The following is a 26660-nucleotide window of genomic DNA, read 5'->3' on the forward strand; positions in this document are numbered from 1 at the left end:
TAGCAGTATTTACACTAGTACATAACTCATCTATTGCCCCTTGGACATTGGTAGAATTTAGTTTACTTACTGTATTATCATAACTTGTTTTCTCTGCTGTTGTTTCTATACTATCTACACTAGTTTTCACCTCGTTTAAGGCACCAACGAGACTAGTTTTATCTGTTGTAGTAAGTTGTGTTGTGTCCCCTATTTTATCCCCTAATTCTTTTTTAGCATCATCTATTTTCTTATTTGTTGCTGTATTATTATCAGTTATCTTTTTATCTAAATTAGTTATACTTGTTTTTATTTTTTCTTCATCTTTTTTAGTTAAAAATATTGCAGTTGGGTCAACAACTAATGTCACTTTCTCCACATTAGATACTTCTATGATAAATTTTAAGTATAAGTCTTTCATGGCTCCATTGCCAATCTTTGGCTTGTAAGTTTCGGGGCTTTTGCAAATTGCAATCATATCTCCTTCATTATCTATAAGAGCCATTTCTCTAACTGTGAATCCACCTATCGAACCAGGGATACATGCTGTTGCAATAATCCAGTTAGGATTATTTTCATCATTATCAAAAGCATTTATATTACCTTCCCAAACTTTATTTTTTAATGCTGTTTGGTCTTCTGTTGGATTATAATAATTTCCTCCACCATCTCCTGCTTGAATCTTCTCTAAAATTACTGGTTTACCTAACATTCCTGCGTTAGCAATCTTAGCTTTACCTATATTTGTTAGTATTGTGTAAAATTGTTCATCAGCCATTTATACCACCTCCTACCTTGGATATACTGTTAATATTTCTGAACTTATGTTATGAGCTAATGCAAACTTAGCTTTTACTTCTTTACTTGAATAAGGATATACTGTTATTTCTTCACTCATAATTGTTGTTTGTGCAAAATAAGTTCTACTTTTTAATAGAGATACTAACTTATAGCTTACAGATAAATGAGAAGGTTTTATAACATTTACTCTCTTATATAAATCTTCTAAGCTTCTAGGAAAACCTTGAGTACTGGTTAATTCAATATCAAAAGTGTATGGAGCTATGTTTTCATTTATTTTTATATTTGCACCTGTATAAGACTGTAATATCGTTGACATTCTTTTAGGTGTCATAATATATTTACTTTGGAGTTTAGCAATGACTTTCCTTCTTCTAGTTTCTATATCTTCATCTAAATTTGTTACTAAACCTACTCTATTTTCCCAAAATTCAAGCCCCCATGTTGCAGTTTGAGGAAATAATTGCAATTCTATTTCTTTATTTAATAATTCTAGATTATCAAATTCGCTTCCTATAGCTTCATATATAGAGTTCATAACTAAAGATTGTTCATAGATAGGAGATAATGTTAGAAGCATTTCTCTACCCTTTTTAGAAGTTATCACGCTATCACCTCATTGATTATCTCACCTATTCCAACAACTTGGTCATTTAAAATAATATTTGTTGTTCCATCATTTATTGTCAAGTTAGAAAAATCTTGTATTCCTTCATCTGCAAGCATCATAGAACCTGTTAGCGAATAAATTGCATTATAAGAAACAGTACCTCCAATATCTATTTTATCAAGATATTTGTCTATTTTATTTTTTAAGATATTTAGCACAGTTTCTTGACTAAATCCATTTGCAAACACAAAACTAGCTTTTACATTAATTAGTAATGTTTGTGGAGTAGCTATAGTTACAATAGCACCTATAGGAGCTTTTCCATCTCGATTTTGACCCTCTTTCACATTTGGATATATATATTCTTGAACCTTATCTATTAATTCTTGTGTTGCTGCTTTTCTATTTTTATCTAGTATTAATACTTTTACTGTCCCTGGTCCAGCCCATTCTGGAACTACATAAGCATATCCAACTCCATCAACTTCTTTAGTCCAACGAATATAATCTGAACTAGCTCCACTAAGTTTATCTTCTTGTTCTGCTACAAGAACTCTTTCTCTAAAATGTTCTTCATCTTCTATATCTGTTCCACCTTTGAAATCTTCTTTATTAGTAACTGATTTAACACCACTAATAGAACCTAATAAAACAGTTATAGTATTTTGAGCTACATTCCCTATAGTTCCTACAATCCTACATTCTGCTTTAATATCTACTGTTTCATTTGCTCCTATAGTTTTAGTTTCAATAAGCTCAAATTCTATGCTCTGTTTTTCATCTGTAGCTATAGTTGTAACAATAGTTCCTTTTGTAATGATAGTTCCTTGCATACCTGTAAATGTAATAACTCCAGTAGCCTTAGTTGGTTGATTTTTAAATACTCCCTTGCATTCTCCTAACCATTCTAAATAAGTTCCATAGCTAGTTTGAGGAAATGCTATCTTTAAATTATTTTGTAATCCTAGTTGTTTTAATTCAGCTATCTGCTCTGCTGTAGGTCTTGTTGCATCATAGATAAAGTCACCTTCTAATGTAGAAATATCTTGGAAGTTACTTAACATCCTTTGATGAACAGTTTCTTCATCTTCGGTTAAAAATACTGGTATAGGTAGCTCTCTTTCCATGTAATAATCACCTACCTTTTTATATTGCCATCAATTACTATATTTTCATCATCTATTGTTAGTACATCAAATTCATAACTAACAAGCCTACTATTTTCAAGCCAAACAAATATAAAATTACTAACTTCTTTTGTATATGGATGAACTAAAATAGTTTCTTTTATTAATCTAGTTATTTCAAGCTCTTTTGCACTTTGAGATAAGTTAGTAGCAATTAAGTCTTTTATTTCACTTCCATATACACTAGAATAAGCTGACCTTTTGTACCTAGGTGTTAATATAGCCTTTTGACACCATTGTTTATATGCTTGGACTTTATCACATTTTTTTAATGTTCCATCTGCATTTTTGACAAATTCACCTTTTATAAAGTCAAATAAAAAAGAACCCTTTAGGTCCAGTTCATTCTCATTATTATTTTTTAATTCTACAGTTTCAAAAGTTTCATTTTGAGGAAATAGGTTTGGCATTTGCAACCCTCCCAATTACTACAAATTCAGCTCCCATAATAGCTACTAACACCTTATCACCTATACTTAGTGGTTTTAATTCTTTTGGAGTTTCTATTTTATGCTTATGTCTATATTCTCCACTTGAAGCTTCATCTGAAAAAGTAAAATAGTCCTCTTTTAACATAAGATTCTCTAATACTAGATAATCCTGTATTTCATCTTTATAGCCACTAACTTTAAGCCCATTTGATGTTATTTCTGCAAGTTCACAACCCATTCCAAAAGTGCCATTTGCTACACTTTTATTCATATTTTCTTTCAATATTCTAGCAATTTTATTAAATCTAGCATCAGTCATTTGTATAAAACTTCCTCCTTATATATTCTAAAGTCCCTATATTGAGCTTCATTTTTGGGGTAGAATCTAATGTATGAGTAACATCTATAACATAATATTCTTTACTTTTTAAACTTACCTTGTCACCTGCTCTTATTCTATTTATATCTACTGCACAATCTACACTTATTGTTTCCTCTCCACTATTGAACATTGCTTCTGCTGCTTTCTTAGCTTCTTTAGCATTTTTTATCTTTTCATCTTGTTTAATTTTTTGTAGTGTTCCATACTTATCTGAGTCCTTCTTATATGTTCCAATAACAGATGCTTTTGTATTTTCATCTTTACTCTTACCTAGCACTTTTACACTTGTTACTGCATCATTAAAACTACTTGTAAAGTTAGCATCTTCTAATATACTATCTAATTTATATACATTTGCATTAGTACCAAGCTTAAATAATTTTAATTTATTATCCATCCTTACTCTAAATAAGTCCCCACCTTTACTCGCTGTTTCTTTTAAGTCCTTTTTAATCATATCTAAGATATTAGTCTTATGTATTACTTTAGCAAGTTTTACAGAAGTGTTCGCTAGATTGTAGTAAGGTATATTCCATTGTTTACAGTAATATTCAATTCTCTGTGTTGCTGTATTTTCTTTAAACGAGTATTGTTCTTCGCTTTCTTCCATGTAAACTGTTCTTTCTCTGCAAGATAATGTCAGTTTTTTACTCTTTTCACTTCTCCTAGTTTCCCATATGACTCCATCAAAGATTGTTTCTTCTTTTTTACTCTCATATGCTATATCAATCAGAACTATTTTATCACCTTTTTTAATATTTATATCTTTAAGTTGTTTAGGTTCTATTAAAGATACATCCATCTTGTATGCAACTCCGTCTATAGCTTCACTTAATGTTATTCCCTCGTTAAAATTTGCAATATCATATTTTCCATTTAATATTATTTTCATTTAGAAGGTATCACCAACTTTTGCCCTTTTTTAATCACATTAGGATTTTTACCAATGACTTTTTTATTTTCGGGTATATTGTAAATCTCTTTCCACCTTGAACCCTTACCTAAAAGATTTTTAGCTATCTTATATAATGTATCACTTGCTTTAACAGTATATATTTTAGATTTAGTTTGAGTATTAGGTCTATTATCTTTTAAGTCTGTTTTAGCATTACTCTTAGTCTCTTTTTTTAATGTCTCTATCTTCAGTTCTCTGTAAGTTCTAAATGTTATCTCAATGTCCCTATCTTCTTCTCTTCCTGCTGTTTGAGTATTGCTAAAACTAGATATTGTAACTAATCCATTGTAGCCAAAACCAGTTATAATAAGTCTTAGAGGTTCGGCTTGGTCTACCCATTTTTCAAGCATTGCAACTATTTCAATCGGATTTTTTAACTCGCTATATCTACAATAAGAAGCATCAAATTGAAAAGGTAGAAATGTTTTAAATGATATTTCTCTTATCTTCTCCCCTTCTTTTTTAATGTCAAATTCGCCTAAGTTTACTATATCTACAGTTTCAAACCTTTTTTCTTTTTTTATAGATAGAGAATCTTGCGGAGTTACTGGAAAGTGAAAATCTATTTTTTCTTTTTCATTTTTTAGATAAATATCTATTACCAAGTTATCACCTCTTTTTTTACAATAAAAAGCTCCTACAAGTTGTAAGAGCTTTAAAGTATTATACAAATATTAATTAAACATAAAATTTATTTGTTCTTCTATGCTATTAACTTCTGTATTTGTATTATTAATATGATTATTAAATTTTGGTGGATATATATGAAAATCATCACTTATGGCAACAGATTTGTCAGGTTCATCTTTTTTATTATATTGCATAACTGTTACGACTTCTTCTCCAGTATCATTTTCATAAAATTGAAATTGAATAGTATCATTGCTTTGATTATCATATACATCAATTTGCCTTAGTGTGGTTTCGTTTGGTTCTATAATTTTATATTTATAACCAAATATGTCTATGTTTGATTTTATTCCTTCATAAGATGTCATGTTAACACAATTTTTATTTTTTAAGTATACATCATTAAAAAACTTTGTTGGTTTATTGTTTTTCTTATTTTCGGATGGTTTTTGCTCATCTTCATTCTTTTTTTGTTGTTCTGCTAATTTTATAGCTTCTTCATCTTTTTTTTGTTTCTCTGTTTGAGCCTTCTGCTCTTTTTGTTTTTTAGTTTCTTCTTCCGCTTTCTTTTCAGCATCTTCTCTATCTTTATTACTAGAAACTTGATTGACTTGAGTAGAATTTTTATCATCTAAACCTCTTGTAAGATAAACAGTCCTAGCACAACTTAATGTTAATAATGCTAAAAAACATCCTAAGACTATTTTGCCTTTATTTTTAGCTTCAATAGCTTTCATTAAAAATTCAATTGAAAAAACAGCTAAAGTGATTGGTAAGAAACATATTGCTATAATACCTATAATAACTTTTAAGAAAGCATTTAGACTTTTAAATTTCTGCCACATAAAATTTCCCCCTCATAAATTTGCATATTTTAACAATATTATATCATTTATGAGGAAGATTTTTTTAACAACAATTCGACATTATCCAATATCTTGTAATGCTTCTCTTATTCCACTTTCTACTTGAGATAATAGTTCTTGTATCATTTCTTCTTTATTATCACTATTTTGAACATTTATAGATATTCCACCTAAATTTACAGTGTTATTAGAAGAATTAACACTGTTTGGTGTAGCTTCTTTATATTCTTTATTATCTGTATCCAAAACATTTGTAAGAGGAAATTGTCTAACATTATTTACAATATTAGAATAGCTTCCTCCAATTTTTTGAGAAGGAGTTGAACTTAAACCTAACATTTTTCCAGTTTGTTCATATAATTCTATTGCTCTACTTCTTCTAGTGTTTGTAAGAGGGATAACCATTTCAGCTCCATCTTCTCCACATATAGATGGTTTACTTGCAACTCCTCCTTCTGCAAAGTGACCAAATATATTACTTAGTATTCCACCACTACTTTCATTTACTGTCCTTTTGACAGTTGTTTGAGTAGTCTTAACATTAAAAGATGCAGATATTGGTGCTGAAACGGTTGCTCTTACACTATCCCAATAGCTTATAACTTGACTTGACATAGCACTAACTTGACTTACTACAGAACTACACATAGCAGAAATAGCACTTATTGCTGAACTACTTAAACTCGTAAAAGATGTCCTAGCTCCATTGTACATGCTACTACATGCTACCCTAACATTTGTTGCTAACATATTAAAAGAAGTTGTAGCACCATTGTATAAACTTGAACCTGCTTCTCTTCCTATTTGTGCTAGTTGCGTAAAGCTTTGTTTAGCCCCGTTATACATGTTTGTCGCTCCTTGCTGAACTGTTGCAGTAGCTTGGTTAAATGCCGTATCTATTCCATTTGTAAGATTACTATTATCTATTTGAGGAGTTGCACTATTTACAGCATTTGTTACTCCGTTTTGTGTAGCTGTAGCTAGTTCATTACTTTTTTGCTGTACAACTGGCACTCCTGCCTGTACTCCATTTACTACGCCATTAGTCAAATCTGTGCCTAATTGTTGCCCTGCTTGTTGTACAGTTGGGTTACCTTGAGTTAAAGCATTAGCCACTTCTTGATTTGCTTGTTGAACAGTTTGAGAAGCTGAACCTTGTATTTGACTTGAAGCTTGAGCAAATATACTTCTTACAGTTTCTAAAGCTTTTGGTCCTTCTATTCCTAAATTATTTAGATTTTCCAAAACTTTAGAAGCTTGTGTTTCTATTGGTGTGCTAAAGTCTACATTAGCAAATACTTGCCCCATCTTTCCATCCATTTTGCCTAGAGCTTCTTGCATTTGAGGTCCTATTTGGTTTATAGTTCCAAGCATACTATTTATTGCTCCATTCATACCATCCTTATTAAATCCACTTTTAAATGAATTAAATGTATCACTCAAGCCTTTTTTTAAGTTTGTAGTATCTAGTGCAGTAGAAGCTTGCGAGAAAATAGTTCTTAATGTATTTATAGCTTGTGTTCCTTCCAAACCTAGATTATTTAAATTTTGCAATACTTTAGTTTTTTGTGCATCTATAGAAGAATTAAAGTCTACTCCTTTGAAAATCTCACTTGCTTTACCTCCTAGACCTTTTAAAGTTTCTAAAGCTTGTGGTCCTGTAGCTTTTAAAGAGTTCAACATTCCTGTTACTCCGTCTTTTAATCCACCTATATTTGTTCCTTCCTTAAAAGCATTGAAAGCATCACTCATACCTTGTTTAATACGATTTGAAGAACCAGTTCCATATTCATTTATAAAATTCATAGTTTCTTGTATGCTATTTCTATAGTCTTCTGCATTTAGTTTTCCTGCTTTAAAAGCATCATCAAGATTTTTGGTGATTTTGTTAACTTTATCGCTAGGTTTCATATTAGCACTTACACCTGACAAAATTATAGCCATATCGTCATTTAAACCTCTCATCATAGTAAGAGAACTTTCTCCCATACCATCCAAGCTACTACTTAATGCCTTTGCTATTTCTCCTGACTTTCTTTCAGTTACATTTTTAGATTGTTCAAAAGCTGTTGAAAAAGCTTTTGTTACTTCTTGTAATTCTTCTTGACTAGCAGTTTTTAACATAGCTGTAGCATTTGAAGTTTCTCCTGCTATATCGCTCAAAGCTTCTTTTGTTATTACTTTTGCATCTGCCCAAGTCTTGCCAATAACATTTTTTATTCCAGAAATTTTTTCACCCCAGCTTTTATCTGAAAGTGCTATTCCGATCGCTTCCACTACACCTCCAATTATATTTATTAAATTCCCAAAAATTAATTTTATTGTTCCTCCTACACGTTCCATATGCCCTGTTACAAAATCACCAAAGATACCAAATCTCTCTTGTAAAGACATTATTGCTGTTTTATTATTAGAAATAGCAACAGACATTCCTGCAAAGGCTACGACTATAGCTCCTACAACGATTGGTAATAACATTGCACCTATGCTTGTAGCTCCTATAGCTACTTTAAGTAAACTTAATGATTTTATTGCACTACCAAAAGCAAAAGCTGTTTTAAGCACTAGTATTGCTCCAACTACAGACATTATCCCAGGAATCAGCACTTGGAATCCTGCCTTTATTTTATCAAAATTGTTAACAAATTTTTCTACTACTCCAACTATAGCATCACCAATTTGTGGCATTTTCTTAATTAAATCTTCTACAAATTGACGAGTCATAGGACCTAGTTTACTTCCTACCGATATTCTTACATCATCAATAGCGCTTTTTAAAATTTCAAATTGTCCTGACAGGGTATCTAGCTTCATGTCAGCAATTCTCTTAGCTTCTCCTTCACTTTCTGCAATAGCTGTAGTTAACTTATTAAAATCACTTTCACTAGCATTTACTACAGCCGCCCAACCTGCCATGGCTGTACGACCAAAAATAGAAGATATTGCAACACCTTTTTCAACATCTTCTAATCCGCCTAATTTTTCTCTAAGACTTCCTATTGTTCCTGCTAAATCTAAACTCCCATTTTTATTTTTCTTTAATTCTATTCCATACTTCTTTATTGCAGATGCAGCTTCTTCTGGTGGCTTTATTAATCTAACTAGACCTCCTCTTAGCGAAGTACCTGCCATGCTTCCCTTGACACTTGCACTAGCCATCAATCCTGTCGCAAGAGATAAATCTTTCATAGATACTCCTAATGCTCCCCCCATAGAACCAACATATTTGAACGTTTCGCCCATTAGCTCAACACTTGTATTTGAATTTGTTATAGTTGCTGCCATCACATCAACAAATTCAGTTGTGTCATTTGCAGTCATTCCTAACGCTGTTAGTCCATCAGTCACAATGTCACTCGTTAGTGCTAAGTCGGTTCCTCCTGCTGCTGCCAAGTTAAGAACGTCAGGAATTGCTTTTATCATTTGCTCGGACTTCCATCCTGCCATACCCATATAATACATTGCGTCTCCTGCATCTTTAGCTGTAAAACTAGTTTCTCTCCCAAGTTGTCTAGCTTTTGCAGTTAAAGCTTCCATTTCTTTTCCTGTTGCTCCACTTACGGCTTGTGTATTCTTCATACTTTGTTCAAAAGTAGCAAATCCTTTTACAGCAGAACCTACACCAATTCCACCTATTAAAGCTCCTGCGGTAGTAGCCAGTCTAGCAAATTTACTAATAGCTCCACTTACAAAAGAATCTATTTTTCCTGTAAGCCCTCCAAGTGCTGAACTAGCTTCATCTCTAATCTTAACTGCTGCTTCATATCTCTTACTCACAAATTCTTGTAATTTATTTTTAGTTCGAGAAATAGTATTTATAGCTTCATCAGCTTGAGACTTTATTTTTATGATAGTATCAGCTTTTAGATTCTGAATCTTAGCTTTTACTTTATCTATTATAGAACTAGATTCATCTTGTCCTCGTATGATTATCGGAGGTGTAGGTTTAGCAACTTCTTTTATCTTATTATTAACTTTGTTAACAGTAGAGCTTGCGTTATCTGTAGCTTTTAATCTTGCGGTTACTGTCTTTCTAGCTTTATTAACATTACTATTAACTTTACTAACTGTAGAACTAGCATTATCTTTAGCCTTTATTGTTGCGGTTACTGTTCTTCTAGCTTTATTCATGTTGCCATTTATTTTATTTATAGTGCTGGAAGCTCTATCATTTATTCTAATAGCTGGGTTAGCTTTTATTTTATTAAGCTTTTGCATCCGTTTTTCAGTACGTTCAGCTATTTTTTCAGCAGCACTCAGCTTGTTTTTAGTTTCTGCATCCCCTTTTACACCAATAACGACATCAATATGATACATCTCTTTTTTGGCTATTTCTCTCACCTCACTTTCTATTTAGATTTGTTTGCTTTTTCTTCTAATTCAATCTCATGTCTTACAAATTCACTTATTAATTTTTGTACTAATTTATCTTTTTTAAAGAAATCGTCTGGTAGAACTCTAGCTTTAACAAATATATTAAATAAATGAGTTACAACTCCACCATGCTTAATTAGTTTTTTATTTCAATTTCCTCTAATACCTCATCATATCTAGACAATTTTAAGATTTCATCTGCAATAGCTTGCAATTCACCTGCTAAGAAAAGTCTTTTTAGTGCTTCTCTTGCATTAGAATATTTATTTTCCTCCAAAAATCTTTTATTATTAAAATTAGGTTTTGTAATTCCTCTTTCTAATAACATTAGATTCATTAAATCATCATCTACTTTTTCTTCTGTAAGTCCATTCTTCAATTTTCTTGTTTTAGTACATTTTTTTCTTATATTTGTTATTTCTTTTTCTGTAAAAGCTTTTATAGTAATTGGTATTTTTACTCTGTCGATTTTAAGTGTTCTTGTAGGCGGTTCAATTACCCCTGTCAATCTTCTAAAAATTTCATCATCAGCTAAATTAAGCAATATTTCATTTTCTTTAGCTTCATCTAACTCATCATCCTCAAAATCATCTTCTATTTCTTCATCTATACTATAATCATCATTTTCTAAGTCTTCAGTAATGATATTATTTTCTTTTATTACTTCCTCGTTTTCTAATTCTCTTTTATCCATATCTAACATATTTTTTTCCTCCATATTTTTTATTTTAATAAAAAAGCTACAAACAAAATCAATTGTTTATAGCTTTAAGTGCAGTACTGTTTTATTTTAAAGTGCATCTAATAATTCATATCCTCTAAATGCACCTTCTAATTCCTCTTTTACATCTTCACCCGCTTTTGAATTTATGACAGGTATCTTTTTAAGTCTACAGTTTTTTAACCTTACTCTTTCATAACCAAAAGTTTCAGCATTTCTTAATTCATAAATTATCTCAAAAGTTTTAAAACCAAGTTTTAATATATTTGAATTAACCTTAAATCTAGTTAAAGAGAAAGACCCCTTTTTTGTCCCACCTCTTGAAATCTCGTCTTCACACCCTAATAACTTTACACTTTGCTCATCTTGTTCATAGTCTGCTTTTATTTCTTCTGCATACATTTCTTCTTCGCCATCTATAATTATTCTTACATTAGAACCATTCAGAAAACTGGCTTCTTCTATATAATCATCATTATACATAATCTATAACCTCCTTTATCCTAAATATCCAGTTCCAAAGATTTTCTTCATTACATCAACCTTAACAGCATCCCATTTCCAATAAAATTCATCAGCTTTGGCAGTAGCCTGTAACTCTGTATCTATCTCAACATTAAATTCAGATATAATACCTTGACTCATCAATTCTTCAAAATATTTCTTCAATGCACATATAACAGTTGTCTGCCCTGTTGAATCGTTAAATATTTTCCCTACAAATTCTTTTCTTTTTAATGAAGTATCTTTATTTATAGTGTTAATAAACATGATATTAGAGATATATCCCATTGCTTCGTTTTTATCGTCTACATACTTTTTAAATGTGTTTACATCATCAACTATAATCACATCTCCATCATCAAAATCAAGTATTAGTGTACCTGATTTCAAACACTCTTTTACTTCACTTTGGCTTAATCTTGGTTCTACTTCTTCAAATATAGTCTTAGCATTACATATACTTCCTGTTATACCTTTACTTACAGAAAGAGCAGCAATATAAACAGCTACTTCACTAGGTGTATATTTTACATTTTCATAATAAGCTGAACTTCCAATGTTAACTATATTTTCATCATTGAAACCTTTTGATTTATCATTTATCTGTTTTATATTATCCTCTTTTTTCCCACCTAGAAATAATAATATATCTTTTCCTAGCTCCTTATTCTTAGCTACCCAAGCTTTTGTAGTTTCCTGCAATGCTTCATCAGCCACACCATCAAGTACAAAAGAGTCAAAGCTATATCTTTCAAACTCCTCCAAAGCTTTTAAATAAGACTCATTAGTAATAGATGTGCAACCATCATTGCCACCCTCTAAAGCTTGATTTACTACATTTGCTATAGTTTTATCGCTATCAGCTACTTTAGTCGCAACCACATATTCATTATCTAAATTTGAGTTTATTTCTAGTACTATTTCATCTATAGTACCTTTAATACTCGAACTAAATAACTGCTTAGTTCCTTCAAAGAATATAAAGTCTTTTTTATCTGCATCTACTAGATTAGATTTTATTGTTACATTAAAGTTTCTAGCTGTTGGATACTTAGTTTCTAGCTTAATTACATCTTTTGCACTATTCTCTGTAGTATCTTTTAGTGTTAATGTACCCTTCTTTTGTTTTCCATCTACAAGCCTATATAATAACAGCTCTTTTACATTCCCTAATAAAGCTAGTTTTCCTAGCTTGAAAGCTGAATAACTCATATCATCACCAAATAGAGTTTTAAGCTGTCTCAAATCATTTTTTATTGTTACAACCTTGCCAACTTCTCCCCAATTAGCTTTAACTGGTATTGCTAATCTACCCTTTAATCCTGTGTTTGTAGACTTTTCTGCTTGTGTTTTAAAGCGATTGTAAAAACCAGGTATTTCTTTTCTTTCTTTTTCATTCCATGTACCAGTTGCCATTTTATTTCACCTCTCTTTCTAAGAAATCTTTTATAATCTTCTCAAACTCTGATTTTGTAAGTTCTTCTTTCTTACAATTAAATAAAGCACCTGCAACTACCATTTTTTCGTAGCCAAGTGCTTCACTATTTTTTAAGAAATCACTTTTCAAATATTTTTCTTCCTGCTTACTCACATTAGTCTTTTTATTATTTGTTTCAGCCAATCCTTGCACCCCCCTATCTTAAATTTCCACTATTATAAATCTCATTCATAATAGGTTCTTCTCTTTTTATTTTACCTATCATTTTAAGTACTACAGTCAACTGACCAGTTGTAAACATGTCTGATTCTCTATCTTCAACTACGCTAACAAGAGTTAAGTACATATTCTTATCCTCTCTAAGTCTTACTCTTTTATCTATTATTAACTTAGTCTCTAATTCTTCAAGAAACTTAACTATTTCATCCTTATTTTTACTTACAACATGACATTTCATAGTTTTTGTAATCTCAATTAGATGATAATTAATTCTTTTGTTTTCAACATTTGTAGTTCTCCATAATGCACAAGGTGCTATAAAGTTTTTCTTCCAATTATCTTTATAACTCTCGATTTCTAATAAATCTTTTGTATACTTAGATAGAGCTTCTACCCATCTATCATTAGTTATATCTTCTTTATCATCTAAAGCTATTACACTAAATTTCAGACACCTTATTATAGCTTCCCATTCTTCATCTATAACATCTTGACCAACTGCACCCTCATAAATACAAGTAAATACCTCATTAGAAGTATCATCTGTTATAGTTTTAAAATCTAAAGTCTCTATGACTTCTTTTGTAAGTTCATCCAGTTTATTAAATGTAGTCCTTTTCTCATATAACCAAATATTTATGGTCCTTCTAAAACCTATAACATCACCTTCATTGTCAGCATCTTCACCTTGGACAACTACAATATAAGGTTTTATAGTCTTTTTATTAGGGACAGTTGGTTCATAACAATCTTTAATTCTTGGTATGTTCTCAATTAAGGCTTTTCTTATTCCTGCTCTCATATTATTTACTCCAATGTCCTTCTATTAATTTCCCTATTTTAGCAATATTCTTGCTGACCGTAGATTCTAAAGAATGAGTGGGTTTAGTTCCAGGATGCTGCACCTTCATAACAGGATGTGAAGCTCCATTCCAAAATAAAGCTTTAGCATTCTTTGGTTTTATGATATGAGGTGCTGAACCTTCCTCTAAAACAGTTCCATAGTCAACTCCATGACCTAACCTAACAATGTATTGATTTCCTCCACCTAAACTTGTTCCTGTTATACCTTGTCTTGCATTTCCTGTCCTATCAGTCCATTTTGCACTATTTTTAGCTTCTCCTTCTAACATAAAAGCTATATTCATACACAAAATTGGCATTGTAGCCTTTTTTCTATCAATTTCATTTATAGCCTTAGTAAACACACTCATACTAAACCACCTCTAATCTATCTTTTCAAGACCACATATATATCCACAAATCTTTTCCTCAACTACAATAGGATTTACATAGTTTAATTTCATAGTACCTTCGATACATTTAAATGTTATATCACTTTCAGTATTCAATTTTAAATCAGCTTCTTTATCTGCAACCATACCAAAGTTTTTATTTTTATAAGCTGTACCAATAGTTTCACTACTTACTACTGTATCGTTGCTTTTTTCGGGATATATAACGACCGTTAATTCTTTCACTTCATTTGTAAGCTCAATAGCTCCATCCACTATTTGTTTAATTTCCTGCTCTATAGTTATTGTTTGAGGATTTAAAGCTATCCCCCGATTAATAGTCTTTATTATCTTATCAGCTCTTAACTTTCTCATTGTCCATCAACTCTTGTCATAGAAGTTTTATATCCTGTAATCGTTGTTTCATTCTTTGATTTTTCTTCTAAATAATCAGTTTTATATATATCTGCTAATGATAACCAGTATGAACTATTACTACTCTTAGTTTCTATAGGTCCTATTTTAATGCAATCATCTGTAGCGCCTTTGAGTAAACAACCTCTCCATGAAGCTTTTAAAACATTATTCTCATTAGATTCTAATAACATCACAAGTTGTTCGTCTGTAAAATAAGGATACTCTTCTTCTTGTAGATTGAGTTTTAATTTATCTAAATTGGTAATAGACATATCTACTCACCATCTTTATTAAGAAGCTCATTGTCACTATTATTCTTTTCTTCAACTTCTCCTAAAACTTCTATATATCCTTTTTCTTCCATAAGTTCTTGGTCTACTTTTCTAATCTCAAACACATCCTCTATTTTATAACAAGCATTATCATATTTTAAGTAAACTAAAGCTTTTACTTGCATTAAATTCTCTTTCTTTTTAGCCATAATATCGCCCCCTTTTTTTAAGATGCTACTGTAGCAAAGAAACAGTCATCTGCTCTTTCAAAACTTGGTATTCCGACCATAGATACTTTTGTATCTACTGCAACAGGGTCTTCTTTAACCATAGTTGTAATTGCTATACCAGTTTTTACAACCTGAGTATCTAGTTTTCCGCTACCATATTGGCTGTCAAATTCCTCTGGAGTAGTACCAAATATAGTTTTTCCTAGCGCTCCTTTTGGAATTAAAGATACAAGATTATCTTCATAATAATTCATTGACACTTCTTCTTCATTTAAGAAGATTCCATTCAAAAATCCTATTTCTAAATCTAATTTCTTCTTTAAAAATGAAATATAATCATCATCAGTAAGAATTATATCTCCAAAACTTCTAGTTTTTAAATCATTTGTTATAGCTTCGTTTTGAGTTATATATCTAAATGTTTTTTCAGTTAACAACATTCTTGTTGGCTTTTCTAAACCTTCATCAACGAATACCTTTTGCCATCTCTTTATATCTCCTACTATATCAGCTTTAGGATTACTCCACATTGCACTTCCTGTTAAAACTTCTTTATGATTAGTTGGTATATCATAATCAACAACAACATCCCCATCTTTTGTAATTAACTCTATTTCCCCCTTTTGCATCAATTGCGCTCTCATTCTTGTCATTTGAACTCCTGCTCCATCAACTAGGTTTGCATAATTTTCAAAAACTGTTTTTGTCAGAAATTCTACTAGATTTTGATTGTTGGCAGTTTGATATATAGTTAATTGTCTTCTGTCATTTTCATCAATTCCAATAGCTTCTTTAAAAAAAGGCATTTCTTTTTTCTTTATAGATACATCCGCTTTTAATGCTCTCACTTTTGCTGCTGAATTAAATGTACTCATTCTCAGTGCAACTGGATTTTTCTTACTACCTTTTGCTATCTCTATCTCCGTAGATAATTGCTTTGTTACTGGAAATAAGGCTTCATCAATAGTTACTCTTGGTGGTAAATTTTTAATATATAAAGCTATTTCCTTTGAATTTATAAAACTTTTTAATTCCATTAGTGTTTTCATCCTCCTATTTATATAAATAATATTCTTCCTGCTACTGCTTTTTCAGCTTCAGCAGTTATTTCTTCGTTTGTGTATTCTTTTAATCTAGCTTTATTCAAAAATCCATGTACCAAAATTGGTAATATTTCTGTTCCTTTTGAATCATTAAAATCAACTTCATTAAATAGTACACCATAAGTTGTTGCATCATTTGCAGGCAATCCAGTGCTATTTACTAAAATACCTGCTGGTAATACTCCATCAACTAATTTACTTTGCACATCAGTCTTTTTTACTTTGAAATTTAAATTGATATAATGTTCTCCTGCTATATCTCTAATGTCTTTTTTACCTACATAAATGGTTTTTGAGCTTTGTCTCATCTTTTATTCCTCCTTATATTTTATTTAAAAAAGCTGTCTAGTGCTTCTGTAGCCTTACTTGCTTCTGCTTTTTCAGCCGCTAATCTTTCTCCTAGACTCTTTTTCTCACTTCCTTCTTCACTTGATGTAGTAGAACCTAAACTATCAAGTGGTTTACCATCTATTTTTATTTTTATATCTTCTTTATCTTTAAATAAATAACTATCACTTTCTTTATAAGCCTTTATTTGTTCATCCAATCCAATGAAATTACCATCAATTAATTTAACATTTTCTTTATTTATCAGTGCTGCCAAAGCTTTTGGATTTCGAGGATTATAACTTTCAATAGCTCTTTCAAAAGCTGTATTAAACTTTAAAACCTCAATTTCTTTTTCTGCATTTTCTTTAATTTCTTTATTTGCATTTTTAAGACTTTCAATTTCATCTGACAACTCTTTATTATCTTTAACTTTGCCTTGTAAATCATTTAGTTGCTTATCTCTATCCCCTATTTGCTTTTTATACTCTTTAATCTCTTTATTAGCATTTTCTAGCTCTGTCTTTTCAACGTATCTAGAACTTTTAATATTATCTAAAAGAAGCTTATTTTCTTTATCTTTAGATAATTTTTCATAAACTTTTTGTCCTTCTTCATCTCCAAGTAACTTTTTAAAATACTCTAACATTCAATTCCCTCCTTTAATGATTTTCGTAAACTTTTTACTACTTCATTTGTTACAAGATTTAAATCAAACATATTAGGTATTGATATTTCATCTGAAACAAGTTTTATTATATTTTCATTTATTATTAATGTATAATTAGAATTATAATTTTCTCTTAAAAAATCTACTACTGGGTTACAAAGGGATTTCAATTTATATAACTCTAACTCTTTCCTTAAAACATTTTTTTCTTTATTTTCATTATTTAACTTTCTTTGTAAACAGTTTATTTCTTTAGATTCTCTTACTAATGATTTTATTCTTTCTTCTTCTGACTCCATACTTTATACCCTCCTTATAATTCAGCATAAAAAAAGCACTCATTAATATTTAATTAATAAGTGCTCACTTTATTTTTGTATCAATTCTTTTAACTTTTCTTTGTACTCAGCATAACTATTGTATTCATCATAGTTAAATCCAGGTGCATTTTTACCATATTTTTCTTTATATAATCGTCTCAACTCTAACAGCTTTTTATCTTTTCTCATTTCTTCAAGCAATCTAAATCCCTCCTAATAATTCGTTAAATATTTTATCTAAACTATTTAAATGTTCTTTAATAAAACTGTTTATTTCTTTATTATTCTGATACTTTAGTGTAAATAAATTAGCAAATATTTCTTTCTCTTTATTTCTGTTTTTACTCCAATACTTTTCACTATGAGTTGCTAATAAATCCTCAAACTCATTATTGGATAATGCTCCTAATATGTCACTAATAAATTCGTTATTATACAGCTCATTAGAATTAGTATATATACTTTGCAAGTTCTCAATATTCTTCATAACATATATAGAGCTACTTTCAATAGCTTTTTGAAACTTAATATTATTATAGCTCTTAATTTCTTTTATATCAATTCTATGTGCAAACTCATGAAGTAAAGCAGCTTCTTTATTATAAGACTTAAATTCCTTGATGTTTGGATTAATACCAACTAAATCAACCTTAGTATAATAAATAAAAGGTATTTTTTGACTATTATCTATTATTATTTTATTTGGATTTACATATTTATTAATATATTTTTGAACATACTTAGGTGCTTTCTTCGACTTATTCTTGATTGAATTAGTAATATTCTTTTTAATTCTATCATCTTTGCTATTTGTAGTTATTTTGTTCTTTTTATTTCTTTGTTTCTTAATGATTGGAGCACTATTATTTTGATGTTTTATTTCGTCATACCAACTATCAAGAATATCATTATCTCCACCACCTAACCAGTTCTCCATCATTTTAGAAGCTTCACTAATTGGTACAATCACTTGAACTGGATAACAAAGACAATTTGGATGTGGTATAGGATACTTTTCTGCTGGGAAAACTCCCTCGCCTAGTCCAAAACGATTTTGTTCTGCATATTCGTCGCATTCATCCTCGCCCCTCCATTTTACTTGTCTAATATAATGTTGAGAGCTTAGGTTCCATTGTAGTCCTACACAGAAAGGATTATTTATTGCATTTTGAACACTTGTTTCTACAAAGGCATGTGTTATAGAGGTTCTAGCAAGTCTTTGAGCTTGATAAGATATACTTTTATTCATGCCAATTTCTAACGTCTTAGCATCTGTTCTTTTAGTTGGATTAACATAATTATCTAAACTCTTTGCTAACGTCTTTGCATTAGCACCTCTTGCAATATTAGCTTTTATTAATCTATCAATATTTTTTCTATTTTTATTACTATAGCCCCAAATCCTACTATCTAATGACCTTTTATCTTTATAAAAGTTACCTGCAACTATTTTTTCCACAACATTAGTAGTTGTCTTTATACACATAGCATCACATGCAAGATTTATAGATTTATTTGGAACTATTGATTGATAGTAATACATTTGCAAGTCTTTAGCTATATTAGAAGCTTCTATTACGCTTTTTTCTGTAATAGGTACCAATCTTTGATTTAACTCGTTAATGTACTTCTCGATTGATTTATTTAGCTTTTTTAAGTATTTATTACTTAGATTTAACTCTTTATTTTTAGCAATATCACTTAAAATAGTTTTACTAGCATCTTTGTAGACATTTAATATCTCTATTTGTATTTTTTTATCTAATAATAAAAGTTTTTTTCTAGCTTCAAGAACTTTTTTTGCATAAGAGTTGTCTTTCATATTAATACCTTGTTATTCATTACTGTTCTTATTAGAGTTTTTATTATTAGATTTACTATTTAATTCTTCATCAATATCATCAACCTCTATATCTGCATCTTTTCTGAACTGGTCTTGCTCTACTGATTGTATTTTTTCAATATCTTCTAATACTTCATTAAAAGATGTTTCATAATCATCATCACTACCAAAATCTTTTATATAGCTTCTATGGCTTCTAACATTGTTGTTAACTTCCTCCATAGCAAGACGTTTATTATCTTCCTCATCTTCGGGTATTGGGAATTTCTTTTCTAAAACTATTAGATAATCTAGTTTAGTCCAAGTTTTATCATAGTTATCATAACAATTAAGTTTGTCACATGCTTCAATTATTAAGCTAATCAATAATTTTATACCTGGTTCCCAATCGTTCCATTTCTCATAACATCTAGCTATTAAATCATAGTAAATATATTTTAAAGCTTTAGCACTAGGGATATTAAGAAGCTGTTCGGGTTTTGGAATACTCAGCTTATCTGACATACTATCTTCAAGTCTCTTTAAAAACATATTGATTGGTTCAGCGCTAGAAAATGAACTTTCAACTCTTTTTGCTTGTGCCTGTTTTCCATTTTCGTTTGCATCATTACTTTTCAATGGCATCAATGCATTAGGAGCTATTTTGGTTTTATTTACAGTTTCTTCAGTAGCATCTATAATAGCAGTTTGACCAAACATTTGAAATCTTAGAGCATCTGAAAAATCAGAAACCCTCCTGTTAAGTTGATTTTGAAGCTCTTTTAACTGTGTTATGTCACTTTGACCTCTTGTATTTATTAAGTCACTTTCATTTAAAAATAAGACACATGGTATTTTTGTAAATATTGTATCGCATGTTTCAACACTAATAGGATTACTTAAATCTTTTTCTTTAAACTGTTCTATTTTAAACTTACACACATCATTTTCTAAATAATAAGTATATCTATTGTATAAATTATCATCATCCATTTTACTTATAAATCGAACCACTACAACTTTAGTTAGATTACCTTTCATATCAACTTCATAATTAAAGTCGCTTGAATCATGATAATATAAACTAATTGGCTCTTTTTTGTTAGCTTCAACTCTCAAAAGCACTCTTTTAGTTACTGTTGCAATCCTAAAAGCTTTTAGTGTCTCGCTCCAAAATTTATTATCATCTAGTATATCATCAATGAAAATTCTTAAATTCTCACATGCTTCCTTATCTTTTTTATCTCTAGCCTTAAATAATAAGTTAGGTTCTTTTCCTAAGAAAAACCTTGCTTGTTTTTTAATTAATGGTTCTATTTTATTGTCAATTAATTGTGTTGGAACATAGTCCAAATCATCATTTACAATCCAACTTTGACCTAATAAACTTTCATCAAGTTTATTCTTATCTTCTTCACTAATTGCACCTTTGTAAAAAAAATAATCCTCTTTTATTCTTGTCATTTCTTTTTTTTGTTCAGATGTTAAACCAAGCAAAGTATTTTTTACACTATCCACTAAAATACAGCCCCTCCTTTCTTATTATATTGATTTTGTATATTATTTTTCTTCAATCCTAAACCTTTGTTATAAATATCATTACTATATTTTAACTCTTTAATGTCTGATACCTCATATCCATCAAGTCCATACCATATAGCACTAAATGTATGAGGGTCTATATTAAATTCATCATATATTAAGTTTCCGTTTTTATCTGTAGCATATGTTAAGTTCTTTAATTCCTTTATTGTATGCTTACACTCACTTGAACAATAAATTTTTTTAAATCTCTTAACCTTCTTAGTGTTTTGTAATCTACTTCCAGCATATTTTTTAGCTCCAAATATATTAAAACCTTGTTGTCTAAAATATTTTATAGTTTTAGGTTCAGCAGAATCAGCTTTTATTAGTTCTTGAGTATCTTTAAATTCTTTAATATCTTTAACAGTCACATCATCTGTAGTTTGATTCTTATAATACTCCCAGTAAATATATAAATATTTATTTTCATGGTCTATAGCTAATCTCAAAAGTGCATTATATGATTTTTCAAATCCAAAGTCGAATCCAACTTTATAATACCTTTGTGGTATATTAGATATTTTATTTATAACTTCTTGATGCTCCATAACTTCAAACTGTGGTAATACCTTAGTTCCATTTATACCAAATCTTCCTTTTCTTGCTATTCTGTATAAGTCATAGTCATATTCTTTCATTTCATCAAGCTGTTCAATATAACTTTTCGGCAGAAAAAAATTATCATCTGCAACTGAATGATGATAATAGGTATTATTCTTTGTTACTATTCTATTTTTATATAATACAGTATCATCTAATACAAATCTGTCTTTTTCTTCATCTCTAAAAAAATGTTTATAGGTCCAGTTATCTTCGCCAATTGGGTTAGTTGAACAAATTATATGATTAGATAGACTTGGATGTCTCAAACGTCCTAAGAGTTCTTTAAAACCAGTGTATTTAACTTCCGAACACTCTTCTAGCCATATTATAGATACGCCATTTATTGACTTCAGTTTAGCTGGGTTATCCATTCCTTTAAAAATTATCTTACTTCCATTAGGAAAAATAACTCTCATAGGACTTGTTTTAAATGATAATATATCTCCTAAATTCATGCTTTCTGCAACTTCTTCCAATAGAGAAAAACAACTATCTCTCATTGTGTCATATACTTCCCTCACAACTAGAGCTTTTCTTTTTTCTTCAAGAAGCTTAATAATTATTTTAGTTGCTACATGATAACTCTTTGAGCTTCCATATCCTCCAACCAGAAAATAAAATTTATAATCCCAATTAAATATAAAATCATGAAAATGGTCATTAGATATAAATTTACTTTCCATTTTCTCCACCTGCTTTCACCACTTTTACAGTTATTTCTTTATTTTTATTTTCTTTGTCTAAATTACTCTTTTCGATTTCAAATTTTTCTTTATCCATTTTCAGCTTTTGTAATCTTTCTATATTCTTAGCTTTTTCTTTCTGTATCTTAGTTAATTCAGCCTCTAGCTTTTGCACTCTTTCAAATATAGAAACAGCTCTTGTGACAGTCTCTGTCTGTGTCTGTTCATTGTCTTTAAGTAAATTACCTTCTATCTTTAAAGTTCTTTTGTCTATGCTTTCTAGCGTAATTTTATCAGCTTTTTCTTCATACTGCTTTATTCTTTTCATATGTCTATGTTCTCTAACTGTAAGTAAACTTATTTCTAATTCAAGTCTGTGTATTTCATCTTTATTTTCACTTTTTATCAATTCAATTTCTTCATCTGTTAGAGTGTTAAAGAATATTTTTTCATATATACCATCTTTTAAAGCATTTTTATTATTCTTTTGACCACCCTTTTTCTTTGTAGTACTACATTTATTTGTTTGCAGTACTACATTCCAGTTATCTCTACATTTCCAATTACTTATTGTTTTCTCATTTTCATTTAATAACTCTGCTATCTCTCTATTTGCAATATTTCCATTATGCTCTTTAAATATATCAAAAGCTTTATCTCTGTTTGGACTTCTAGCCTTTGCCACATCACCACCTCGTTATTCGTTTTTACTTTTTTATTATGAAGCTTGTTTATCTACTTTTACTTCTTTGCTTTCTCTTGTCAATAAATAAAAGAATGGAGTATCTGCCAAAGCTAAGCAAAACTTAACTACATATTGACTCATTATCATAGTTACTAGACTTGGTACAGTACCCCAAAATCCAATCGTAATAAAAATGCTTGTGTCTATTAGTTGACTCAACATAGTACTAGCATTATTTCTTAACCACTTATGTTTTCCTCCAAACCTCTCTTTGAGTTTATGAAATATAAATACATCATTAGTTTGAGCTAATATATAAGCTGTTAAACTAGCTAATACAAACCTTACATTCTGCCCTAACACTACTTTTAGATTGCTTGAATACTCTGTTGCAAAACTCGCACTTGGAAGGGCTATAGCTATTGTAATCAATAAAAGGCTGAATAACTGCATTAAAATACCTCTTTTGACTGTTCTGTTAGCTTCTTCTTTGCCCCATATTTCTCCAATTACATCAGTGCATAAAAATGTTAGCGGATATGCAACAACCGCGGCAGGAACTATAAGCCCAAATATATCGATTACCTTTCCTGCTACAATGTTAGAAACCACTAAACTCGTTACAAATACACAATTTAATAATGTTAAATTTCTTTCTGTCTTTTTCAATATCTCACTCCATTCATATATTTTTGATATTTAACCCACTCACACATGCTGTGCGCTACTAACTTTTTTAAATCTGTTTTCTTATTACCTTCTTTTTTTAATCTTCTTATATGTATATCTCCATCTTTAAATGTATATAATTGCTGTCCAATGCTTGCTCCTACAGTCCAACTACTACTATCAACACTATAAAACTTGAATGACTTTAATATCTTTGTTTTAGTAAACCCTAACCCATGTACTTTCACACCTTTTTGATAAGCATACTCAACCATTTTTTGTATTAAAGGATACTCCTGTTTTTTTATATCATTTATTGCAAATCCTCCAACTGCAATATATTTATATGTTGCACATAGTTTTTTCCAGTACTCCACACCTCTTGTTTTATGCCAAACTGGTATACATTGTCTACCTACTTCATTTTCTATTTTTCTAGTCCATTTCTCTACCTGTTCCAATCCAAATATCACATCTACATCAACTTCAAAGAAATATTTTATATTGTAGTCTTTAATGAACTTTATATATCTATCAATATAGTTTTCCATTTCTTCTTTTGAGATTTCTGTGCCATTCATAAAAGAAAAAGCCCCCGAATCTAATAAGAAATTCTCATTTCCTACTATACTCATAGCTTCCAAACACGCTTTTTCTTTGTTAAAAAAAGTTTCTAAGATGTATTGAGGTTTACATTTCTCTATTGTTTCTAATCTTAACTCCTTATTCATTCCACTTTTTGTTGCTGCTAAAAATACCCTCATTTTTATATTTCAAACTCCTCATTACAGTGTGGACATTTCACCATTTTACCTTTTTTCTCTTTTTCTTCTAATTCTTCATCTAATATAAAATCTTCATCACTTATACTTAAATCTTCAAAATCATTAATATTAAAATTGAACTCTTTCATATCAATATTAACTATGTCAGATAATTCATCAACTAATTTATTATAATCCCAACTAGCATATTCATTAGTCTTGTTATCTACTAACCTGTAAGCTTTTATTTGCTCTTCTGTTAGATTCTTTAGAACTATGCAAGGTACTTGTTTAAGTTCTAATTGTTTAGACGCTTCATACCTCGTATGACCTGCTATTATTATGTTATCTTCATCAACTAAAATTGGGTTCGTAAATCCAAATTCATCAATTGATTTAATAACCTTTTCTATTGCTTCATCATTGCGTCTAGGGTTATTTTCATAAGGTTTTATATTTTCTAAATTAAGATAAACAACTTCTCTTTTGTTCAATTTAAGACCTCCTGTTCTAAATTTTTGTATAAAAAAAGACCTAGAAATTAATCTAAGCCTTTTTAATGGGGATACATATTATTAAGGGAGCAAGTTCTAAGAATCGAACTTAGATTAAACACCAGCACTTGCATGGTGAGTGAGGTTACCAAGCCCCACCCGATTTTTAGACCTCTGAATTAAGATAAAATTGTATGAGATTTTAATCTCAATTCATATACTATTTTTAGTGTATCCGTAGGTTAATTGAAATAGAAAAAAACTAAAGATTGAACATAGTTAGAATTGAACTAACAGCGTCCTCACGCCCTGCCTAGTCTGTTCGTAGTGACTAGGGCAATCCCTTAACCCTAGCCTAGTATATATTTAGTTTTGAGAGGGAAATTTTTTCATTTCCACAATACTATTATCTCATGTCTAAAACAAAAAAACCTGCACATTTTCAGCACTCAAAATAACTCTTATTTTTAATTTAGTTTGTAATCTAACAATTCAAAAAGTGGTTCTTGTTCTATTAATGCTTTCTTCCCAAATAACGCTATTGATATTGAGCTAATAGCTTGACTAGCTCTTACACTTAATTGTCTTTCTTCTAAATGTACTATATCAACCATTTCTTGCCACATTAAACCATCTATATATTTAAGTTCAATAATTTGTCTGTGTATAGGTTTTAAATTCCTTATAGCTAAGTCTATTGTAGATTTAATTATTTCTGCTTCATATAACTCTATTTCTTTTTCTGTTATTAAGTCTGATACATTAACAATAGCATCCTCAATTATGTTACTAGTCTTGTTTGTTTTACCTGTTTTGACACTATCATAACTTATAGCTTTTGTTAAATCACCAACCGAATTATCTTTTAACATTTGTATTTCATTTTTCAATTTTATTATATTTGCACTTAATTGTTTATAATTAGAAAGTTGTTTCTTAGTTGCATTAAAAAACTCTTTTTTAGTTTTAGACATACTCACACACTCCTATCAATTATGTTATAATATTATTGATGATAATTCTATATTTTTGACAAGCGGAGTGTGAAAGCACTCCTTTTTTCTTTTACTTAACAATATCTATAAGCGTTATATTTAGCTAAGTACTTAGCCATGCCATGCATAGCTTCATTAAAGCAATTATCTATATGCTTAAAGTCTACATCTACATAATCTTTAATATTTTCTTCATAATAATTAACATATGTTTCTTCCGTTTCATTTTCAGCTTTTCTACTTTTATTTATTAAATTAGAAATACCCTCAAAGTTGTAAACTATTATTAGCTTTTTAACTCCCATTTCTTTTATTTCTCTCATAGCTATTATTGCTGCTTTTATTTCTCCTGCTATATCTTTTAATAATAATGCTGCTCTATTTTCTCCATTGTCCCATTCTTCATAAACCATCCCATTATGTCTACATATAGCTACTCCAGACCCATATTTATTCAACTTTTCTGAATAACTTCCACTTATGTATGCTATCATAGTGTCTTTATCTTGCTTTATATCCTCTAGCCCTAAATTACATCCTTCTAAATATAGTTTTGCTTGTTTTAATGAGTAAAAGCCCTTATATTCTGCACATGAATACACTCTCACTTGTTTATATGCCTCCTCCCAATTATTGTATATTCCAGTTTTATGACCTTTTCTAACAGCATAATATTTGCTAGGCATTTTA

Annotated in this window: 32 protein-coding genes; all 32 read right to left on the reverse strand. The window is 29.9% G+C overall.

Annotation, left to right across the window (positions count from 1 at the left end; genetic code table 11):
- Window positions 1-757: phage tail protein (locus tag KGF42_RS10270; RefSeq protein ID WP_227826254.1), on the reverse strand; the 757-nt coding region annotated here is incomplete at its 3' end.
- 12 nt (window positions 758-769) lie between these two features.
- Entirely contained in the window at window positions 770-1387 is a 618-nt protein-coding gene (locus KGF42_RS10275) for a YmfQ family protein (protein WP_227826255.1), read from the reverse strand.
- Complete coding sequence (locus KGF42_RS10280) at window positions 1384-2517, reverse strand: baseplate J/gp47 family protein (RefSeq protein WP_227826256.1); 1134 nt, start codon at window positions 2515-2517, stop codon at window positions 1384-1386. The genes KGF42_RS10275 and KGF42_RS10280 overlap by 4 nt, the downstream gene beginning before the upstream one ends.
- A gap of 11 nt (window positions 2518-2528) precedes the next feature.
- Window positions 2529-2987: a DUF2634 domain-containing protein gene (locus KGF42_RS10285; RefSeq protein WP_227823432.1), complete on the reverse strand. Its 459-nt coding sequence runs from the start codon at window positions 2985-2987 to the stop codon at window positions 2529-2531.
- On the reverse strand, window positions 2962-3327 hold the full coding sequence (locus KGF42_RS10290; RefSeq protein WP_227826257.1) for a hypothetical protein: 366 nt from the start codon (window positions 3325-3327) through the stop codon (window positions 2962-2964). Before KGF42_RS10290 ends, KGF42_RS10285 begins: the two co-directional genes overlap by 26 nt.
- Complete coding sequence (locus tag KGF42_RS10295; protein ID WP_227826258.1) at window positions 3320-4282, reverse strand: XkdQ; 963 nt, start codon at window positions 4280-4282, stop codon at window positions 3320-3322. Before KGF42_RS10295 ends, KGF42_RS10290 begins: the two co-directional genes overlap by 8 nt.
- Complete coding sequence (locus tag KGF42_RS10300) at window positions 4279-4950, reverse strand: LysM peptidoglycan-binding domain-containing protein (protein ID WP_227826259.1); 672 nt, start codon at window positions 4948-4950, stop codon at window positions 4279-4281. The genes KGF42_RS10295 and KGF42_RS10300 overlap by 4 nt, the downstream gene beginning before the upstream one ends.
- A 69-nt stretch (window positions 4951-5019) precedes the next feature.
- On the reverse strand, window positions 5020-5820 hold the full coding sequence (locus KGF42_RS10305) for a hypothetical protein (protein ID WP_227826260.1): 801 nt from the start codon (window positions 5818-5820) through the stop codon (window positions 5020-5022).
- Window positions 5821-5901: 81 nt separating this feature from the next.
- Window positions 5902-10182 carry a phage tail tape measure protein gene (locus KGF42_RS10310; protein ID WP_227826261.1) on the reverse strand — a complete coding sequence of 1427 codons (4281 nt, stop codon included), beginning with the start codon at window positions 10180-10182 and terminating at the stop codon, window positions 5902-5904.
- Window positions 10183-10351: 169 nt separating this feature from the next.
- On the reverse strand, window positions 10352-10918 hold the full coding sequence (locus KGF42_RS10315) for a phage tail assembly chaperone (protein WP_021371674.1): 567 nt from the start codon (window positions 10916-10918) through the stop codon (window positions 10352-10354).
- A gap of 87 nt (window positions 10919-11005) precedes the next feature.
- Window positions 11006-11419, reverse strand: a complete 414-nt coding sequence (locus tag KGF42_RS10320; protein WP_227823190.1) for a phage tail tube protein — start codon at window positions 11417-11419, stop codon at window positions 11006-11008.
- A gap of 15 nt (window positions 11420-11434) precedes the next feature.
- Window positions 11435-12856, reverse strand: a complete 1422-nt coding sequence (locus KGF42_RS10325; RefSeq protein ID WP_227823189.1) for a phage tail sheath subtilisin-like domain-containing protein — start codon at window positions 12854-12856, stop codon at window positions 11435-11437.
- 1 nt (window position 12857) lies between these two features.
- Complete coding sequence (locus KGF42_RS10330) at window positions 12858-13061, reverse strand: hypothetical protein (RefSeq protein ID WP_227826262.1); 204 nt, start codon at window positions 13059-13061, stop codon at window positions 12858-12860.
- 13 nt (window positions 13062-13074) lie between these two features.
- Window positions 13075-13899 (reverse strand): hypothetical protein, encoded by an 825-nt coding sequence (locus tag KGF42_RS10335; RefSeq protein WP_227823187.1) that lies wholly within the window; start codon window positions 13897-13899, stop codon window positions 13075-13077.
- A gap of 1 nt (window position 13900) precedes the next feature.
- Window positions 13901-14311 carry a hypothetical protein gene (locus KGF42_RS10340; RefSeq protein ID WP_227823186.1) on the reverse strand — a complete coding sequence of 137 codons (411 nt, stop codon included), beginning with the start codon at window positions 14309-14311 and terminating at the stop codon, window positions 13901-13903.
- Window positions 14312-14323: 12 nt separating this feature from the next.
- Window positions 14324-14707 carry a hypothetical protein gene (locus KGF42_RS10345; protein ID WP_227823185.1) on the reverse strand — a complete coding sequence of 128 codons (384 nt, stop codon included), beginning with the start codon at window positions 14705-14707 and terminating at the stop codon, window positions 14324-14326.
- Entirely contained in the window at window positions 14704-15021 is a 318-nt protein-coding gene (locus KGF42_RS10350; protein ID WP_227823184.1) for a hypothetical protein, read from the reverse strand. Before KGF42_RS10350 ends, KGF42_RS10345 begins: the two co-directional genes overlap by 4 nt.
- Before the next feature lie 2 nt (window positions 15022-15023).
- Window positions 15024-15230 (reverse strand): hypothetical protein, encoded by a 207-nt coding sequence (locus tag KGF42_RS10355; RefSeq protein WP_227823183.1) that lies wholly within the window; start codon window positions 15228-15230, stop codon window positions 15024-15026.
- A gap of 17 nt (window positions 15231-15247) precedes the next feature.
- Entirely contained in the window at window positions 15248-16288 is a 1041-nt protein-coding gene (locus tag KGF42_RS10360) for a major capsid protein (protein ID WP_227823182.1), read from the reverse strand.
- A gap of 20 nt (window positions 16289-16308) precedes the next feature.
- Window positions 16309-16662 (reverse strand): hypothetical protein, encoded by a 354-nt coding sequence (locus KGF42_RS10365; RefSeq protein ID WP_227823181.1) that lies wholly within the window; start codon window positions 16660-16662, stop codon window positions 16309-16311.
- A 20-nt stretch (window positions 16663-16682) separates the two neighbouring features.
- A complete protein-coding gene (locus KGF42_RS10370; protein ID WP_227823180.1) occupies window positions 16683-17330 on the reverse strand; it encodes a phage scaffolding protein in 648 nt (215 codons plus the stop codon).
- A complete protein-coding gene (locus KGF42_RS10375; protein ID WP_227823179.1) occupies window positions 17324-17650 on the reverse strand; it encodes a hypothetical protein in 327 nt (108 codons plus the stop codon). The genes KGF42_RS10370 and KGF42_RS10375 overlap by 7 nt, the downstream gene beginning before the upstream one ends.
- A gap of 69 nt (window positions 17651-17719) precedes the next feature.
- Complete coding sequence (locus tag KGF42_RS10380; protein ID WP_021370617.1) at window positions 17720-17872, reverse strand: hypothetical protein; 153 nt, start codon at window positions 17870-17872, stop codon at window positions 17720-17722.
- Between the two features lies 1 nt (window position 17873).
- A complete protein-coding gene (locus KGF42_RS10385) occupies window positions 17874-19493 on the reverse strand; it encodes a hypothetical protein (protein WP_227823178.1) in 1620 nt (539 codons plus the stop codon).
- Between the two features lie 12 nt (window positions 19494-19505).
- Window positions 19506-21011 carry a phage portal protein gene (locus KGF42_RS10390; RefSeq protein ID WP_227823177.1) on the reverse strand — a complete coding sequence of 502 codons (1506 nt, stop codon included), beginning with the start codon at window positions 21009-21011 and terminating at the stop codon, window positions 19506-19508.
- Window positions 21011-22363 (reverse strand): PBSX family phage terminase large subunit, encoded by a 1353-nt coding sequence (locus KGF42_RS10395; protein ID WP_227823176.1) that lies wholly within the window; start codon window positions 22361-22363, stop codon window positions 21011-21013. The genes KGF42_RS10390 and KGF42_RS10395 overlap by 1 nt, the downstream gene beginning before the upstream one ends.
- A complete protein-coding gene (terS, locus tag KGF42_RS10400) occupies window positions 22353-23048 on the reverse strand; it encodes a phage terminase small subunit (protein WP_227823175.1) in 696 nt (231 codons plus the stop codon). Before terS ends, KGF42_RS10395 begins: the two co-directional genes overlap by 11 nt.
- Window positions 23049-23081: 33 nt before the next feature.
- A complete protein-coding gene (locus KGF42_RS10405) occupies window positions 23082-23717 on the reverse strand; it encodes a queuosine precursor transporter (RefSeq protein WP_227826263.1) in 636 nt (211 codons plus the stop codon).
- Window positions 23714-24481: a hypothetical protein gene (locus KGF42_RS10410; protein WP_227826264.1), complete on the reverse strand. Its 768-nt coding sequence runs from the start codon at window positions 24479-24481 to the stop codon at window positions 23714-23716. The genes KGF42_RS10405 and KGF42_RS10410 overlap by 4 nt, the downstream gene beginning before the upstream one ends.
- A gap of 2 nt (window positions 24482-24483) precedes the next feature.
- A complete protein-coding gene (locus KGF42_RS10415; RefSeq protein ID WP_227826265.1) occupies window positions 24484-24975 on the reverse strand; it encodes a ParB N-terminal domain-containing protein in 492 nt (163 codons plus the stop codon).
- Between the two features lie 467 nt (window positions 24976-25442).
- Window positions 25443-25949: a hypothetical protein gene (locus KGF42_RS10420; protein WP_227826266.1), complete on the reverse strand. Its 507-nt coding sequence runs from the start codon at window positions 25947-25949 to the stop codon at window positions 25443-25445.
- Between the two features lie 95 nt (window positions 25950-26044).
- Window positions 26045-26656: a ribonuclease H family protein gene (locus tag KGF42_RS10425; protein ID WP_227823371.1), complete on the reverse strand. Its 612-nt coding sequence runs from the start codon at window positions 26654-26656 to the stop codon at window positions 26045-26047.
- Window positions 26657-26660: the final 4 nt, after the last annotated feature.

Origin of the sequence: Clostridioides sp. ZZV15-6383 (genome assembly GCF_020657735.1) — a bacterium.
In the GTDB taxonomy this organism is placed as follows: domain Bacteria; phylum Bacillota; class Clostridia; order Peptostreptococcales; family Peptostreptococcaceae; genus Clostridioides; species Clostridioides difficile_D.

Bases quoted from the DNA above. Each gene is read 5' to 3' on its own strand.
- KGF42_RS10420 (WP_227826266.1), bottom strand. From the start codon at position 25,949: ATGTCTAAAACTAAAAAAGAGTTTTTTAATGCAACTAAGAAACAACTT.
- KGF42_RS10345 (WP_227823185.1), bottom strand. From the start codon at position 14,707: ATGAGAAAGTTAAGAGCTGATAAGATAATAAAGACTATTAATCGGGGG.
- KGF42_RS10340 (WP_227823186.1), bottom strand. From the start codon at position 14,311: ATGAGTGTGTTTACTAAGGCTATAAATGAAATTGATAGAAAAAAGGCT.
- KGF42_RS10305 (WP_227826260.1), bottom strand. From the start codon at position 5,820: ATGTGGCAGAAATTTAAAAGTCTAAATGCTTTCTTAAAAGTTATTATA.
- KGF42_RS10355 (WP_227823183.1), bottom strand. From the start codon at position 15,230: ATGGCTAAAAAGAAAGAGAATTTAATGCAAGTAAAAGCTTTAGTTTAC.
- KGF42_RS10375 (WP_227823179.1), bottom strand. From the start codon at position 17,650: ATGGAGTCAGAAGAAGAAAGAATAAAATCATTAGTAAGAGAATCTAAA.
- KGF42_RS10350 (WP_227823184.1), bottom strand. From the start codon at position 15,021: ATGTCTATTACCAATTTAGATAAATTAAAACTCAATCTACAAGAAGAA.
- KGF42_RS10280 (WP_227826256.1), bottom strand. From the start codon at position 2,517: ATGGAAAGAGAGCTACCTATACCAGTATTTTTAACCGAAGATGAAGAA.
- KGF42_RS10395 (WP_227823176.1), bottom strand. From the start codon at position 22,363: ATGGAAAGTAAATTTATATCTAATGACCATTTTCATGATTTTATATTT.
- KGF42_RS10425 (WP_227823371.1), bottom strand. From the start codon at position 26,656: ATGCCTAGCAAATATTATGCTGTTAGAAAAGGTCATAAAACTGGAATA.
- KGF42_RS10295 (WP_227826258.1), bottom strand. From the start codon at position 4,282: ATGAAAATAATATTAAATGGAAAATATGATATTGCAAATTTTAACGAG.
- KGF42_RS10360 (WP_227823182.1), bottom strand. From the start codon at position 16,288: ATGGAATTAAAAAGTTTTATAAATTCAAAGGAAATAGCTTTATATATT.
- KGF42_RS10290 (WP_227826257.1), bottom strand. From the start codon at position 3,327: ATGACTGATGCTAGATTTAATAAAATTGCTAGAATATTGAAAGAAAAT.
- KGF42_RS10370 (WP_227823180.1), bottom strand. From the start codon at position 17,330: ATGTTAGAGTATTTTAAAAAGTTACTTGGAGATGAAGAAGGACAAAAA.
- KGF42_RS10285 (WP_227823432.1), bottom strand. From the start codon at position 2,987: ATGCCAAACCTATTTCCTCAAAATGAAACTTTTGAAACTGTAGAATTA.
- KGF42_RS10365 (WP_227823181.1), bottom strand. From the start codon at position 16,662: ATGAGACAAAGCTCAAAAACCATTTATGTAGGTAAAAAAGACATTAGA.
- KGF42_RS10335 (WP_227823187.1), bottom strand. From the start codon at position 13,899: ATGAGAGCAGGAATAAGAAAAGCCTTAATTGAGAACATACCAAGAATT.
- KGF42_RS10315 (WP_021371674.1), bottom strand. From the start codon at position 10,918: ATGTTAGATATGGATAAAAGAGAATTAGAAAACGAGGAAGTAATAAAA.
- KGF42_RS10410 (WP_227826264.1), bottom strand. From the start codon at position 24,481: ATGAGGGTATTTTTAGCAGCAACAAAAAGTGGAATGAATAAGGAGTTA.
- KGF42_RS10385 (WP_227823178.1), bottom strand. From the start codon at position 19,493: ATGAAAGACAACTCTTATGCAAAAAAAGTTCTTGAAGCTAGAAAAAAA.
- KGF42_RS10325 (WP_227823189.1), bottom strand. From the start codon at position 12,856: ATGGCAACTGGTACATGGAATGAAAAAGAAAGAAAAGAAATACCTGGT.
- KGF42_RS10320 (WP_227823190.1), bottom strand. From the start codon at position 11,419: ATGTATAATGATGATTATATAGAAGAAGCCAGTTTTCTGAATGGTTCT.